15 protein-coding genes are annotated in these 14,582 nt (G+C 67.5%); 10 read left to right on the forward strand and 5 right to left on the reverse strand.

Going from position 1 to position 14,582, the window contains the following annotated elements; translation table 11 throughout:
• Position 1 precedes the first annotated feature (1 nt).
• From QN239_RS24565 to QN239_RS24600, 8 genes are all read left to right on the forward strand, one after another.
• Entirely contained in the window at positions 2-1,207 is a 1,206-nt protein-coding gene (locus tag QN239_RS24565) for an acyl-CoA dehydrogenase family protein (RefSeq protein WP_499014402.1), read from the forward strand.
• 4 nt (positions 1,208-1,211) lie between these two features.
• Positions 1,212-3,491: a CaiB/BaiF CoA-transferase family protein gene (locus QN239_RS24570; RefSeq protein ID WP_499014404.1), complete on the forward strand. Its 2,280-nt coding sequence runs from the start codon at positions 1,212-1,214 to the stop codon at positions 3,489-3,491.
• 21 nt (positions 3,492-3,512) lie between these two features.
• Positions 3,513-4,430: a LysR family transcriptional regulator gene (locus QN239_RS24575; RefSeq protein WP_499014406.1), complete on the forward strand. Its 918-nt coding sequence runs from the start codon at positions 3,513-3,515 to the stop codon at positions 4,428-4,430.
• Complete coding sequence (locus QN239_RS24580; RefSeq protein ID WP_499014408.1) at positions 4,417-4,818, forward strand: YchJ family protein; 402 nt, start codon at positions 4,417-4,419, stop codon at positions 4,816-4,818. Before QN239_RS24575 ends, QN239_RS24580 begins: the two co-directional genes overlap by 14 nt.
• 10 nt (positions 4,819-4,828) lie before the next feature.
• A complete protein-coding gene (locus QN239_RS24585) occupies positions 4,829-5,344 on the forward strand; it encodes a M15 family metallopeptidase (protein ID WP_499014410.1) in 516 nt (171 codons plus the stop codon).
• A 69-nt stretch (positions 5,345-5,413) separates the two neighbouring features.
• Positions 5,414-6,043, forward strand: coding sequence for a TetR/AcrR family transcriptional regulator (locus QN239_RS24590; protein ID WP_499014411.1), 630 nt, complete (start codon positions 5,414-5,416; stop codon positions 6,041-6,043).
• Positions 6,040-7,257 (forward strand): glycosyltransferase, encoded by a 1,218-nt coding sequence (locus QN239_RS24595; RefSeq protein WP_499014412.1) that lies wholly within the window; start codon positions 6,040-6,042, stop codon positions 7,255-7,257. The genes QN239_RS24590 and QN239_RS24595 overlap by 4 nt, the downstream gene beginning before the upstream one ends.
• 10 nt (positions 7,258-7,267) lie before the next feature.
• Complete coding sequence (locus QN239_RS24600) at positions 7,268-7,516, forward strand: F0F1 ATP synthase subunit C (protein ID WP_499014414.1); 249 nt, start codon at positions 7,268-7,270, stop codon at positions 7,514-7,516.
• Positions 7,517-7,627: 111 nt separating this feature from the next.
• On the opposite strand, the gene QN239_RS24605 is transcribed toward QN239_RS24600, so the two are convergent.
• The 5 genes from QN239_RS24605 to QN239_RS24625 form a co-directional block, all read right to left on the reverse strand.
• Positions 7,628-8,935: an adenylate/guanylate cyclase domain-containing protein gene (locus QN239_RS24605; RefSeq protein ID WP_499014416.1), complete on the reverse strand. Its 1,308-nt coding sequence runs from the start codon at positions 8,933-8,935 to the stop codon at positions 7,628-7,630.
• A gap of 109 nt (positions 8,936-9,044) precedes the next feature.
• Entirely contained in the window at positions 9,045-9,692 is a 648-nt protein-coding gene (locus QN239_RS24610; RefSeq protein ID WP_499014417.1) for a CoA transferase subunit B, read from the reverse strand.
• Positions 9,689-10,465 carry a CoA transferase subunit A gene (locus QN239_RS24615; RefSeq protein ID WP_499014418.1) on the reverse strand — a complete coding sequence of 259 codons (777 nt, stop codon included), beginning with the start codon at positions 10,463-10,465 and terminating at the stop codon, positions 9,689-9,691. The genes QN239_RS24610 and QN239_RS24615 overlap by 4 nt, the downstream gene beginning before the upstream one ends.
• Positions 10,462-11,214: a 3-oxoadipate enol-lactonase gene (gene pcaD / locus QN239_RS24620; protein ID WP_499014419.1), complete on the reverse strand. Its 753-nt coding sequence runs from the start codon at positions 11,212-11,214 to the stop codon at positions 10,462-10,464. Before pcaD ends, QN239_RS24615 begins: the two co-directional genes overlap by 4 nt.
• Positions 11,211-12,422, reverse strand: coding sequence for an acetyl-CoA C-acetyltransferase (locus QN239_RS24625; RefSeq protein ID WP_499014421.1), 1,212 nt, complete (start codon positions 12,420-12,422; stop codon positions 11,211-11,213). The genes pcaD and QN239_RS24625 overlap by 4 nt, the downstream gene beginning before the upstream one ends.
• A 77-nt stretch (positions 12,423-12,499) precedes the next feature.
• Between QN239_RS24625 and QN239_RS24630 the strand changes: the two genes are divergently transcribed.
• Complete coding sequence (locus tag QN239_RS24630) at positions 12,500-13,387, forward strand: LysR substrate-binding domain-containing protein (RefSeq protein ID WP_499014422.1); 888 nt, start codon at positions 12,500-12,502, stop codon at positions 13,385-13,387.
• A 114-nt stretch (positions 13,388-13,501) separates the two neighbouring features.
• Positions 13,502-14,449, forward strand: coding sequence for a diacylglycerol/lipid kinase family protein (locus QN239_RS24635; RefSeq protein ID WP_187098633.1), 948 nt, complete (start codon positions 13,502-13,504; stop codon positions 14,447-14,449).
• Positions 14,450-14,582: the final 133 nt, after the last annotated feature.

Genomic DNA, 14,582 nt, shown 5'->3' on the forward strand with positions numbered 1-14,582 from the left:
GATGTCGGACTATTCCCCGTCGCTGCGCTCGCCCCAGGACGACCTGCGTACCGAGGTCCGCGAATGGTTGGCTCACCACTGGACCGGCCTGCCCAAATCCGTTGACCCGTGGTCCAGTTCACCCGAGAAGATCGCCTGGTTGGAGAAGGTGCTCGATGCCGGCTACGCCGTACCCACCTACCCCACCCAGTGGTTCGGCCGGGCGTACCCCAACGAGTTGGCCGCCATCATCGAGCAGGAGTTCCGTGCGGTCAAAGCGCCGGGAGCCCGGCAGGACAAATACAGCATCCCGGCCAACACCGTGCTCAAGTTCGGCAGCGACGCCCTGAAAACCCAACTCTTACGCGGCTTTATCACCGAACGATCCCGCACCTGCCTGCTGTACAGCGAGCCCGGCGCCGGATCGGATCTGGCCGCGGTGCGCACCACGGCGGTGCGCGATGGTGACGACTGGGTGATCAACGGCCAGAAGGTGTGGACCTCGGGCGCGGCGACGGCGGAGTACGGACTGCTGATCGCGCGCACCGATTGGGATGTACCCAAACACAAGGGCATCAGCTTCTTCATGATCCCGATGCGCCAGCCCGGGATCGAGGTGCGACCGCTGGTCCAGATCACCGGGGAATCCCATTTCAACGAGGTGTTCATCACCGACGCGCGGGTGCCCGACGCCAACCTGCTCGGCGGCGAGGGCAACGGCTGGCGGGTGCTCCAGACGGCGCTGGCCTATGAGCGGTCGATCATGGGCGACGCCGGTCGCGCGTCTCGCAACCGGTCCCGGGCCGACAGTCTGATCGAGCTGGCCCGCGACCACGACCGCCTGGACGATCCGGCGATCCGCGGGCGACTGGCGGAGGTCCTGGCACTGCGAGAACTGAACGCGCTGAACAACGCCCGCGCCAAAGCCGCGACCGCACAGGGTACGTCGAGCTCGATCATGTCCCTGGGTAAACTCGCGATGTCGCGCATCCTGCACTCCGAAGCCGCGTTGAAGACCGAGATCATCGGCGCCGAGGCGCTGTTGGCCGGACCCGACAACGCCGAGGCCGACGACGTCAACTTCCTGGCGCTCAACGCCTTCTTCACCTCCATCGGCGGCGGCACCGACCAGATCCAGCGCAACATCATCGGTGAGCGGGTGCTGGGGCTGCCCAAGGAACCCGAAGTGGACCGCGACATCCCGTTCCGCGAGGCTCGGCGGAGCTGAGAGCATGACTTACGACCCACCGCTGTCCGGCGTCCGGATCCTGGACCTGTCCTCCGGCCCGATGACCGCCGTCGGCCGGCTGCTCGCCGACCTCGGTGCAGAGGTGACCCCGGTGCTGCTGTCGGGCGTCACGGAGGACAGACCTGTTGGCCCGCATATCGATTCGGTCCCGTTGACAACGGCGATCAATCGGCACGGAATGACTCCGCTGGAGGTCGACGCCGCAGGCTGGGGTCGGCTGCTCGGCGATGCGGATATCCTCATCGAGAACACCGCCCCAGGTTCCACGGCCGAGAAGGCGCTGTCCGTCACCACAATCCGCACCCGGCACCCGGGTCTGGTGATCCTGTCCCTCAGCGATTTCGGCCGGGACACCCGATTCAGCGGCTGGCAGGCCACCACCCCGGTGTTGCACGCCCTGAGCAGCGAGCTGTCCCGCTCGGGTATCCCGGGACGCGAGCCCCTGGTGCCGCCGGCCCACCAGCTGCCCTATCACGTCGCCGCCGCGCAGGCCGCCGTCATGACGGTCAGCGTGTTCCTGGACCGATTACGCACCGGTGCAGGGGATCTCATCGATTTCTCGGTGCTCGAAGGCGCGATGCAGACCCTCGATCCGCCGTTCGGCACGGCGGGGACGGCGTCGGCCGGTGTCGCCCTGAACGCGCAGCGCCGCAATTGGGACGCCGAACAACTGCGTTACCCGATCATCGCCTGCAAGGACGGGCACGTCCGGATCTGCCTGTTGGCCAAACGTCAGTGGCAGGGCATGTTCGAATGGATGGGCCGGCCCGACGAGTTCGCCGACCCGTCGTTCAACGGCCTGCGCGTGCGGTTGAGCTCGCCGGCCCTGCTGGCGGCGATCGGCCGGTTCTGCGCCGATCGGACCCGCGCCGAGTTGGAGTTCGAGGGCCAGCGTCACGGCGTGCCCACCGCGGCGGTGCTCACGCTGCCCGAGGCGCTGCGTACCGAGCAGGTCGAACAGCGTGGTTTCTTCCGCGAGGTGGAACTCGAGGCCGGGCTACGCATACCGGTCCCGGTCGGCGTGGCCGAGATCGACGGTCACCGGGCCAGCGCACTCAACGCCCCCGATACCGCGGCCGTCCCGCCCCGCAGCGCGCCGATACTGGCCGACCGGCACCGTCGTCACGAGGGCCTGCCGCTGGAGGGGGTGCGGGTGCTCGATCTCGGCGTGATCGTGGTGGGCAGCGATACCGGCCGGCTGTTCGGCGATCTGGGCGCCGACGTGGTAAAGATCGAGAACTCCGCCTTCCCGGATGGGCTGCGCGGCAACCTGACCACTGTGAGCCACACCTATGCGGCCGGACACCGCAACAAGCGGTCGATCGGCCTCGATCTGCGCGGCGCCGAGGGGCGCGCGTTGGCCCACCGACTGGTGCAGATCTCCGATGTGGTGCTGACCAATTTCAAACCGGGAGTGGCGGCAAGCCTCGGGATGGACCACGCCACCTTGAGCGCGATCAATCCCGGCATCGTGGTGGTGGACAGCTCGGCGTTCGGGCCCACCGGACCGTGGGCCACGCGGATGGGCTACGGCCCGCTGGTGCGGGCAGCGGCAGGCTTCACCGACCTGTGGGTGTATCCCGGGGAGCAGGACACCTTCTGCGACACCGTGACCGTCTACCCCGACCACGTCGCCGCCCGGATCGGGGCACTCAGCGCACTGACCCTGCTGCTGCGCAGGGAACGCACCGGCACCGGCGGTGCGGTCAGCGTCGCTCAGTCGGAGGTGATGCTCAGCCATCTGGCCGCCGAGATCGCCGGCGAGGTGCTGACCCGCCGTGGACACGCCCGCACCGACAGTGCCGAACCCGATGCGCCGTGGGGACTGTTCCCCGCCTCCGGTGAAGACGCCTGGGTCGCGGTGACCGTCCGCGACGCCGCCGACCACGAGGCCCTGCGCACCGTGATCGGCGCCGAGGACCTGCGCGAATGGACGGCTCGGCGGACTCCGGCCGAGGCCATGGAGCTGCTGCAGGCCGTGGGCGTCCCCGCGGGTGCGGTCTTCCACGCGGCTGACGTACCGGACTGGGAGTACTACGTCGCGCGCCGCGATTTCCGCGAGGAGTTGCACCCGCATGGGGTCGAGCCGTTCGTGTTGGAGAACGTGCAGATCCACTCCGAGCGGATCGCCGATCCGCCACTGCGGCAGGCGCCGCTGCTGGGGGAACAGACCCGGGAGATCGCCCGCGAGCTGTTGGGACTACCCGATCCGGAGATCGACGACCTCCTCGCGCGCGGCGTGCTGGAGATCGCCGGCACCTGAGCCTCGTACGATGCGGGGATCATGGGTATCGACATCACCCGATTGCGATACTTCGTCGCAGTCGCCGACGAACTGCACTTCAAACGTGCCGCCGACCGGCTGATGATCACCCCACCCCCGCTCAGCAAGCAGATCAAACTGCTGGAACGCGAACTCGGCGGGCCGTTGTTCGAACGCAACTACCACGAGGTTCGACTCACCCCGCTGGGCACGCAACTGCTAGAGCCGGCGCGCGACATCCTGCGCCGGGTCGATGACCTGAGCGCGGCAGCGGCACGGATCACCGGTGCCGCCGCGCCCGTGCGGATCGGCGCCACCGCCTATGCACCGTCGGATTTCCTTGCGCTACTGGAGAGCACGGTTGCCGCCCTCCCCGTCCCGGCAGAGTTCAGCCTGCCGGGCTCGGCCGCCGAGGTAACCGCCAAGCTGGTGTCCGGGAACCTGGACATCGGACTCATCCATCTGCCGTCCTCGGACAAGCGCCTGCAGCACCGCGTGGTGGCTCGGTATCCGGGCGCCATCGCGGTCCGCTACGACGATCCGCTTGCCGCCCACGATCTGGTCACCATCGAGGCGCTGCGTGACCGGGACGTGGTGATCGACTTCGCCCGGCCGAACCCGGTGGTGCTGGCCGGCCTCACCCGCAGCCTCAATGCCCGCGGCATCACCAGAATCGTGCGCACCACCAACCAGCTCGGCGGTGAGCTTGAGATGGCCACCCAGGTGTTCAACCGCCAGCTGGTCGCGGTGGTCACCTACGCACCGGCGTCGTTCATCGGCCGGATCTTCTCACCGCCGGAGTTCAAACTCATTCCTATCGACGAAAGTACTTGGGCGCCAGCGCAGATCGCGCTCGCGTGGGTGACCGGGCAGCCCGACCTGGAAGCACTGGTGGACCAGCTCGCCGGCGAACTGGAGCTGGCACGTGCCCGGCCGTGACACCTGCCCCTGCGGGTCCGGCACGGACTACGACCAGTGTTGTGGTGCGTTGCATCGCGGCGAGCGGTCCGCTGCCACCGCCGAAGCGCTGATGCGTTCGCGTTTCAGCGCTTTCGCCGTCGGCGCGGTCGAGTACCTGCTGGCCAGCTGGGATCCGGCCACCCGACCTGATGGGCTGGAATTGGACGACACCATGGCCTGGCGCCGGCTGCAGATCGTGGACACCGAGGCCGGCGGGCCGGATGACGCGACCGGAATTGTCGAATTCCGCGCCCAGTACGTTGCCGACGGTCGGCGGCAGATCCTGCACGAGCGCAGCCGGTTCCGTCGTGGCCGTGACGGCGCGTGGCGCTATGTCGACGGCATCTTCCCAGGAGAGCGAACGTAGGCTGGCGGACATGCGGGCGACGGGGATGATCAGGCTGGCGGTGGGTGCCCTGGTGATCGGATTGCTGGGGGCGCCCGTGGCCCAGGCCGACACCGCGGACGGCTCGCTGACCGATGACCAGGTGCTCACCGCGTTCGACGTGCAGAATCCGGCGATCGGCCGGCTTGATCCGGCGCTGCTCACCGCCATCCAGAACGCCACGACTGCGGCGGCGGCCGACGGCGTCACCATGACCATCACCTCCGGCTGGCGCTCCCCCGAATTCCAGCAGCGACTACTCGACGACGCGATGGCCACCTACGGCAGCCTGGCGGCGGCCCGTCAGTACGTGCAGACCCCGGAGCACTCCAAGCACGTCTTCGGTGCCGCGGTCGACGTCGGTGGGACAGGTGCCGACCCGTGGCTGATCACCAACGGTGCCCGATTCGGGCTGTGCCGGACATACGCCAACGAACTGTGGCATTTCGAACTGACCGCCGACCCGTACGGGAATTGCCCGGCGCTGCTGCCCGACGCGGCCGGCTGAGGACCCTTCGCACCCACCGCTGAGTTCAACGCACTTCCAAAAATAGATCAACTGATCTAATCTTCGATCATGCGATCTGATGACGCGAAGCCGCTGACCTTCATCCAGTCGGCCCGCCGCGCCCAGATCATCTCCAGCGCCATCGAGGTGGTCGCCGAGATCGGCTGGACCAACACCTCCATTCGCAAGATCGCCGACCGAGTCGGGGTGGCGATGAGTGCCGTGCTCTATCACTTCGGCACCAAGGACAAATTGGTCGATGCGATCATCGAAGCGATGTATCGCGCGGCACTCGACGTGGTGTGTCCCGCACTGGAAGCCGAGACCACCGCACATGGAAAGCTCGCCGCCTACATCCGGTCGAACATCGCCTACTTCGACACGAACCGAGCGCACCTGGTCGCCTTGACACAGATCAGCGCCAACTTCTCCCCCACCGACGGGCGCCGCTTCGACGAAATGGGGCTCAGCCCCGAACTGAACGAACAGCTGGCCGCCCTGGATCCCGGAGCATTTTTGGTCGTCGGCCAAACCGACGGCGAGTTCGGCGACTTCCCCATCGAATCGATGGCCATCGCGCTGCGCGGCGCGGTCAACGCGGTGGTCGAGAAGATCTTGCGGGATCCCGATTTCGACGCACGGTCCTACGGCGAGGATCTGGTCAAGATCTTCAGCACGGCCTGCGGAGCGTCGACGTGAGCCGGATCAGCATCATCGCCGTCGGCAGTCGCGGCGATGTCGCACCGCTGACCAGCCTCGGAGCGGCACTCGAACGCGCCGGGCACGACGTGTCCATCACGGCCTACTCCCCCTTCGGAACCATGATCACCGACTGCGGGCTTCGTTTTCGCGAGCTTCCTGCGGCCCTCGAAAGCACGGACGATCCGGCGCGAAGCCTCGCCGCATTTGCCTCCCCGGCCGGGATGCGCAAGCTCGGCAACGCCATTCTCACCGCCGATGCCGGTGAACCCGCCGACATGTTGCTGCTCTCACCTTTTGCCGAGCTGGCGGGACACCCGCTGGCCGAAGCCAAAGACATTCCTGCACTGGGGGTTCGGCTACAGCCGATCTCGGCGACCGCCGCCTATCCGCCGACTGTGCTCGGCATCCGAAGCCTGGGCTGTCGCGGCAACCGCGCCATCGCCGACGCCGGCGCCTGGCTTGTCGATCGTCTCTATGGCGAGGTGGTGGCGGAGTTCCGCCGGGACCTCGGGCTACCGAAGGTGTCCACACGCAAGCTGCGCCGACGGCGAACGAGCGCAGATTGGCCGGTGCTGCATGGATATTCACCACTCGTCGCGCCGCGCCCCGCAGACTGGCGCCCCGGACTTGAGGTCACCGGCTACTGGTGGCCACCCGCGCCGTCGCACTGGGAGCCACCCGAAGATCTGGCAGCCTTCCTCGCCGACGGGCCGCCGCCGGTGTTCGTCGGGCTCGGCAGTGTGATGACCAGCGCCGCGCGCGCGAGGGAACTGGCCGGATCATTCGTCCGCGCAGCGGAGCTGACCGGCACCAGGATGCTGATGCAGTCCGGGTGGGCCGGTCTCGAAGCGGCCGGCGACGGCGTCCTCACCATTGGCGACGTGCCGCATGACTGGCTGTTCCCGCAGACAAGGGCCGTGGCCCATCACTGCGGCGCCGGAACCGCCGCGGCAGGGCTGCGGGCCGGCGTGCCGGCCATCGCGCTGCCCGGACACGGCGACAGCGCATTCTGGGCCCATCGACTCCGCGAACTCGGCGCGTGCGCTGCCGTCATTCCGCAACGGCGACTCACCGCCGCGCGGCTTGCCGAAGCCATCGGCAAAGCGGCCGATCCCGGGGTGAAAGCCGACACCGAACGGATCGCATCCGAGATCAATTCCGAAGACGGTATCGGACAGGCCATTTCGATCATCGAGAAACACCTGCCCTAAAGGAGAACTGATGACCGACCCAACAGTGCTCGGGTATGCCCTCTTGTCCGGAGCGATCATCCTCGCCGGCGGCGCGATCGGGGCCGGGATCGGGGACGGATTGGCGGGCGCGCAATTCATCGCTGGCGTAGCCCGGCAACCCGAAGCGCAATCGAGACTCTTCACACCGTTTCTCATCACCGTCGGGCTGGTCGAAGCGATCTACTTCATCAACGTCGCGTTCATGGCGTTGTTCGTCTTCGCCACACCGGGTACCTGACAAGCCTCTTCGCTTAGGTCAGCTAGTCAACAGGCGGGTTTGGCGCGCTGCGCCAAGTGAAACCGCGTGACCGGCCGGTAGCTGCCGCGCCAGACGAAAGCGGTCGGCGCGCTACGTCGATGCGACCGCGAAGAGGTGCCATACGCCGGGCACTCCCTTGAGTTCGTGCCCGCCACGTGACTCGAACTCAAGGCCCGACCCGATCACCAGGTCGCGGAGCGTGCTCGACACCACGACGTCGTTCGGCCCTGCCAGTGCGCTGACGCGGGCGCCGATGTGCACAGCGATTCCACCTATATCCTCGCCACGAACCTCACACTCGCCGGTGTGTAGCCCAGCACGCACCTCGATACCCAACGCGTTCAATGCATCTCGGATCGCCATCGCGCATCGGATCGCTCGCTGAGGGCCGTCGAACATCGCGAGGAAGCCGTCTCCCGATGTGTTCACCTCACGACCCCGAAACCGCACAAGCTGCGACCGCACGACGGCATCGTGTGCGTCGAGCAACGCATGCCAGTCGCGGTCACCCATCTGTGCAGCGTGGCGCGTCGAGTCCACGATATCGGTGAAGAGCACCGTGGAAAGCACCCGATCATCGGTCACCTCTGCCCGATGGCCGGTGAGGAATTCATGAATCGCTTGAAAGGACTCTCGCCAGGGCTCGACAAAGTGCCACACGTTGCGCCCCGGTAGCTCAACATACTTCGCGTTCGGTATGTGGTCAGCGACGTACCTGCCCTGCGCAGGGGTGATGAACGCGTCGCCGGTGTGATTGACGACGAGGGTGGGCACGCGGATCGTTGGCAAGACGGCCCGCACGTCCTGCCCCGCCGCGAGCGGCAGCACGCGCGCAAGGGTCGCCGGACTATTCGCCAGGCGTTCCAGGCGCGCCCATCCTGCCCGGATATCCTCGTTCCACGGCATGTCGGGACAGATCACATGTTCGTATTCGCCCGTGCCCCAAGCGGCGACGAAGGCACCAAGCACTTCTTCGAGATCGGCAATGCCCGACGGATCAGCATTGCCCTCGAGCACGACCAGCGCGGTTGTGCGGGACGGATGCGTCGCGGCGAAAAGGGCCGCGGCCGGGAACGCGCCCGGAACAGCGATGAGCACCGCCTCGCGACTCTTTAGATCGTCGAGCACTGAGGTGATGCTGTCGGCCCATTGCTCCAAGGTCGGCAACGCGTCCGGTACGACCGGGTCAGAGGCTCCCGTACCTGGCTGGTCGAAGAAGATCATCCGCCCGAGCGAAGTCATCGCGTCGACCCACCCCTGAAGGGATTGGAGCTCGGGCGCGACCTCGCAGTTTGTGAACCAGTTCGGCACGAAAACAAGGTCGCGCGGACCTTCACGCGAAGCGCGATAGGCGACGCGGAGGTCCCCGTTCATCGCATAGCGCGTCTCCGAGAACACTGCCGAATTCTAGGCCGAGGAACCGGGTGCAGTTACATTGTCAGGCGGAATCGTCGGAACAAAACAAGCCGGCGGCGCCACCGTGACGAACTCTGAACCTTGTAATGAGCTAGGCGACCGCAACCCGGCTATCGGTGACGGGCGCACCCGTCTTGGCAACAACGTCCTCGAGGGTCACACCGGGGGCCAACTCGACGACCGCGAATCCGTCGCCGGTCACGTCGAACACGCCGAGATCGGTGATGACCTGACTGACCACACCCTTGCCGGTCAGCGGCAGGTCGCAGGCTGACACCAGCTTAGCCGCACCCGATTTCGCGACGTGGTCCATCAGCACGATGACCCGGCCGGCGCCGCTGACCAGATCCATCGCCCCGCCCATCCCCTTGACCATCGATCCAGGCACCATCCAGTTGGCCAGGTCACCGTTCGCGGCGACCTGCATGCCACCCAGGACGGCGACGTCGACGTGACCCCCGCGGATCATCGCGAAACTGGTGGCGGAGTCGAAGAACGACGCCCCCGGCACCACCGACACGGTCTGCTTGCCCGCGTTGATGAGGTCGGGATCGACCTCATCGTCATAGGGGAAGGGACCGACGCCGAGGATGCCGTTCTCCGCGTGCAGCGTGACATCCGAGCCTGCAGGCAGGTAGTCGGGGATCAGCGTGGGCAATCCGATACCGAGGTTGACGTAGTCACCATCGCGCAGTTCACGAGCGGCACGGGCCGCCATCTCGTCGCGGGTCCAGCTCATTGGTCGGCTCCTCGGGCTCGGATGGTGCGCTTCTCGATGTCCTTGTGGGCAGCCTGCTCCGGGGTCAACTCGACGATCCGCTTCACGAAGATACCCGGCAGGTGGATCTCGTCAGGATGCAATGCCCCGACCTCGACGACCTTCTCGGCCTCGACCACGGTGATCCGTCCCGACATGGCCGCGGGCGGGTTGAAATTCCTTGCGGCGGCGTGGAACTTGCAGTTGCCGGCCTTGTCGACAACCGCGGCACGCACCAGCGCGTAATCGGTGACGATGGACTCCTCCAACACCATCTCCTTGCCGCCGAAGGTGCGTACCTCCTTGGCCGGTGATGCGAGCGCGACCGAACCGTCGCCGTGGTAGCGCCACGGCAGACCCCCTTCGGCCACCAGCGTGCCCACGCCGGTCGGGGTGAAGAACGCACCGATTCCGCTGCCACCGGCCCGCATCCGCTCGGCCAGCGTGCCCTGCGGGGTGAGTTCCACCGTCAGCTCACCGGACAGGTACTGCCGCGCGAACTCCTTGTTCTCACCGACATAGGACGCGACCACACGGCTGATCCGGCGGGCCTCGAGCAGCAGGCCCAGACCGGCCCCGTCGACGCCGCAGTTGTTGCTGACGATGGTGAGATCGCCGGCGCCCTGCTCCAGCAACGCGCCGATGAGAAACCAAGGGATTCCGGCCAATCCGAATCCACCGACGGCCAGGCTCGCGCCGTTCGGGATGTCGGCGACGGCTTCGGCGGCCGAACCGACGACCTTGTTGAGGGTCATGACTGCTCCAGGTGATCGATGATGGCGGAGGTGATGATGGCCGGCTGCTCGACGTTGGCCAGATGTGCGGCGTGGTCGACGATCAGCAACCGGGCACCCGGTACGGCATCGGCGATCGAGGCGAGTACGGCGGGCGGGGTGGCAGGATCGTCGCTGCCGGCGATCGCGAGCGTCGACGCAGTGATGGCCTGAAGTTGGTCGCGTACATCGAGTTTCGCGATGGCCTCACAGCAGCCCGCGTACCCTTCGGCATCCGTGGCTGCCACCATCTGCTCCCAGTACGTGCGGTCGCCCGCGTAACCGGGACTGAACCAGCGCGCGACCACCGCCGCGGCGACGGCGGCACTGCCACCGGCCCGGACGGTGGCGGCCCGGTCGATCCAGCCCTGCGCGGGCGGCAGGTGGGCCCCAGTGCACAGCAGGACCATCCGGTCGACGCGTTCGGGGTTGCGTGCCGCCAGTCGCATGGCGGTCATCCCACCGAGCGACAGGCCCACCACGTGGGCTCGCTCGATGTCGAGGCGGTCCAGCAGGGCGACCAGGTCATCGGTGAGGTCGTCGATCGAATAGGGGCCCGGGGGCACCGGGGAGGCTCCGTGTCCGCGGGTGTCGTAGCGGATCACGGTGAAGTGCTTCTCCAACTCGGCCACCTGGGCGTCCCACATCCGGTGGTCGGAGCCCAGCGAGTTGGACAACACCACGGCCGGGCCGGAGCCGGTCACGACGGCGTACACCTCGACGGCGCTCACTTGACCGCCTCGAAAACCGCTGCGAGGCCCTGTCCCCCGCCGATGCACATGGTCTCCAGCACGTAGCGGGCGTCGCGGCGGCGCGCTTCATAGGCAGCTGTGGCCAGGATCCGCGCACCGGTGGCACCGATCGGGTGCCCCAGCGAGACGCCGGACCCGTTGGGGTTCAGCCGTTCGTCGAGGGCGTCGATCTTCCATTCCGCCAGGACCGCGAGCACCTGGGCGGCGAAGGCCTCGTTGAGTTCGATCAGATCGATCTCGTCGAGGGTGAGCCCGGCCCGGTCCAGCGCCGCGGCGGTGGCGGCGACCGGTCCGATCCCCATGGCCTCGGGGGCGCATCCGGTGACCGCCCAGGACCGCAGCGCCAACAGCGGTGTCAGGCCCCGCTTTTCGGCCTCGGCACGGGTGGTCACCACACACATCGCCGCCCCGTCGTTCTGGCCCGACGCGTTGCCCGCGGTGACGGTGGCCGCCGCGTCGGACTTGCCGCGCAGTGGCCGGAGGGTGGCGAGCTTCTCGACGGTGATGTCGGAGCGCGGATGCTCGTCCCGGTCGATCACGGCGTCCGGCGCACCACGCCGTCCCGGCACGGTGATCGGCACGAGTTCGTCTGCGAACAAACCGGATTCGTGGGCGGCGACGGCGCGCTGGTGCGAGCGCACGGCGAGTTCGTCCTGGTCTGCCCGACTGATCCCGTACTCGCGGCGCAGGTTCTCGGCAGTCTCGATCATCCCGCCCGCGATCGGATGCGTTGCCCCGCCAGCGGTTTCCCGGGCCCGGTCCAACCGGTCGGCCAGCGTGATGCCGCCCTGCCGGACACCGGTGCGCAGGCCGAGCGCGTAATGCTCGACATTGGACATCGATTCGGCGCCGCCGGCGACGATGACGCGGCCCGCGCCGGTCGCCACCTGACCGGCGGCGTAGAGCACCGCCTGCAGTCCCGAGCCGCAACGGCGGTCGATCTGCAGGCCGGGCACCCCGGTGCCCAGGCCCGCGTCGAGCGCCGCGATCCGCCCGATCGCCGGCGCCTCACCGCTGGCGTACCCGTTGCCCAGGATGACGTCGTCGATATCGCCCTCACCCAGACCGGTGCGCCGGCTCAGCTCGCGCAGGGTGGCCGTAGCCAGGTCTGCGGCGGTCAGGGCCGCGAGAGCACCGCCCATCCTGCCGACCGGCGTGCGGATCGGGGTGCAGATAACGACGTCCATGCATCCGACGTTAGGACCCCAGCGCCATATTCTGAAGTACTTAGATAAGCACTATTGATAGGTATAGAGTCTCAATTGTGGAGCTTCGTCACCTGCGTTACTTCCGCGCCGTCGCCGAACACCTGCATTTCGGCCGTGCCGCAGAAAGCCTGCACATCGCGCAGCCACCCCTGTCCCAGCAGATTCGCCAGCTCGAGACCGAGCTCGGCGTCGCCCTGCTGACCCGCACCACGCGCAGCGTCGAGCTCACTCCCGCCGGCCGGGCCTACCACGCCCGCGCCATCCGGATCCTCGACGCCGTGGACGACGCCGGCGCGCAGGCCCGCCGGATCTCCGGCGGGACCGAGGGCCAGCTCGCCATCGGCTGCGTCGGCTCGGCCACCTACTCCCTGCTGCCCAGGCTGGTGCGTGCGCTGGGCGAGTCACTGCCCGGCGTGGAGGTCAGCGTGCGCGGCGAGATGCTCGCCCCCGCACAACTGGCGGCACTGGCCGCCGGCGATATCGATCTGGCCTTGCTGCGCCCTCCGGTGCAGCAGGACGGCGTCGTCACCGAGACGATCCGGCGGGACCGACTCCTGGTGGCACTGCCCGCCGAACACCCGCTGACCGTCCGCGACACCTTGGCCGTCGAGGACCTGCGCGAGGCGGATTTCATCGCTCACGCGAGCCAGGGGCGCTCAGTGATGAGCAGCGTGCTGTCCGCGGTGTGCGCCGAGGCCGGATTCGTCCCTCGGGTACGGCATGAGGTGATGGAGACCTCGACCCTGGTCACCTTGGTGGCCGCGGGGCTGGGCGTGGCGATCGTTCCCGCGCCGACCGCGGCGCTCGACATCGCCGGGGTGCGCTACCTCCCACTGGTGCCGGAGAGCCTGGGCGTGGATCTGGTCGCCGCCCACCTGGGCGGCGACCGGTCCCCGCTGATCGAGAATGTGTTACGGGTACTCCACGAGCAGTCCGACCCGTAACCGACCAACGAGATCATCTGTGCGCCAATACAACACCTGATGGTCACGCACCGGCTACCTGGCGTTGCAGTGGCCGCGGCGCAGTACGGCCGTTCCAGGTTAGGCTGATACCCCGTGCGTGCCGTGCTGATCGTGAACCCGAACGCTACGTCGACCACCGCCGCGGGACGTGATCTGCTGGCACACGCCCTGGAGAGCCGCACCGAGCTCAGCGTGGTGCACACCAACCACCGCGGGCACGCCATCGAGATCGGCCGGGAAGCCACCGCAACGGGCATCGACGTGGTGATCGTGCACGGCGGCGACGGCACGGTGAACGAGGTGGTCAACGGCATCCTGGAGAACCCGGCACCCAAGACTCCCGCGGTCGCCATCGTGCCCGGCGGTTCGGCGAATGTGTTCGCCCGCTCGCTGGGCATCAGCCCAGACCCGATCGAGGCGACCAACCAGCTCGTGGACCTGCTCAGCGCGCACCGCAACGGTGCCGCGTGGCGCCGTATCGGCCTGATGCACTGCGGCGAGCGGTGGGGTGTGTTCACCGCGGGGATGGGCGTGGACGGAGCCGTCGTCGCCGCGGTGGAGGCGCAGCGCGAGAAGGGCCGCAAGGTCACCGCAGCGCGCTACATCCGCGTGGCGATCCGGGAAGTGCTCGCCAACGCCCGCAAGGAACCCACCCTGACCCTTGAGCTCCCCGACCGCGACCCCGTACCGGGCGTCCATTTCGTCTTCGTGTCGAACTCAAGCCCGTGGACCTACGCCAACACCCGTCCGGTCTGGACGAACCCCACCACGACCTTCGAGACCGGCCTCGGCGTCTTCGCGACCACGAGCATGAACGTGTGGGCCAACCTCGGGCTGGTGCGACGGATGATCTCGGCCAAACCGGACATCAAGGCTCGCCATCTGATCCGCGAGGACGACCTGCCCTGGCTGCGGGTGACCAGCGCCACACCCGTTGACTGCCAAATTGACGGTGATTACATCGGAAAGCGGGAAACCATGACGTTCACGTCGGTCCCGGACGCTCTGGCCGTCGTGGCACCCGCGGCAAAAAAGGCCTGACCAGCGGATTTAGGAAAGCCTCAAAAATTTTTGAGCGCAAGTGAGTTGAGTGTAGTACAAACGGGTAAGCGGTCAGGTAACCCGGTCGGGTAGTGACATTGCCCACGAGTTAACGCGCCGCTATTGACATCTG

Source organism: Mycolicibacterium sp. Y3, from assembly GCF_051188035.1.
Classification (GTDB): domain Bacteria; phylum Actinomycetota; class Actinomycetes; order Mycobacteriales; family Mycobacteriaceae; genus Mycobacterium; species Mycobacterium fluoranthenivorans.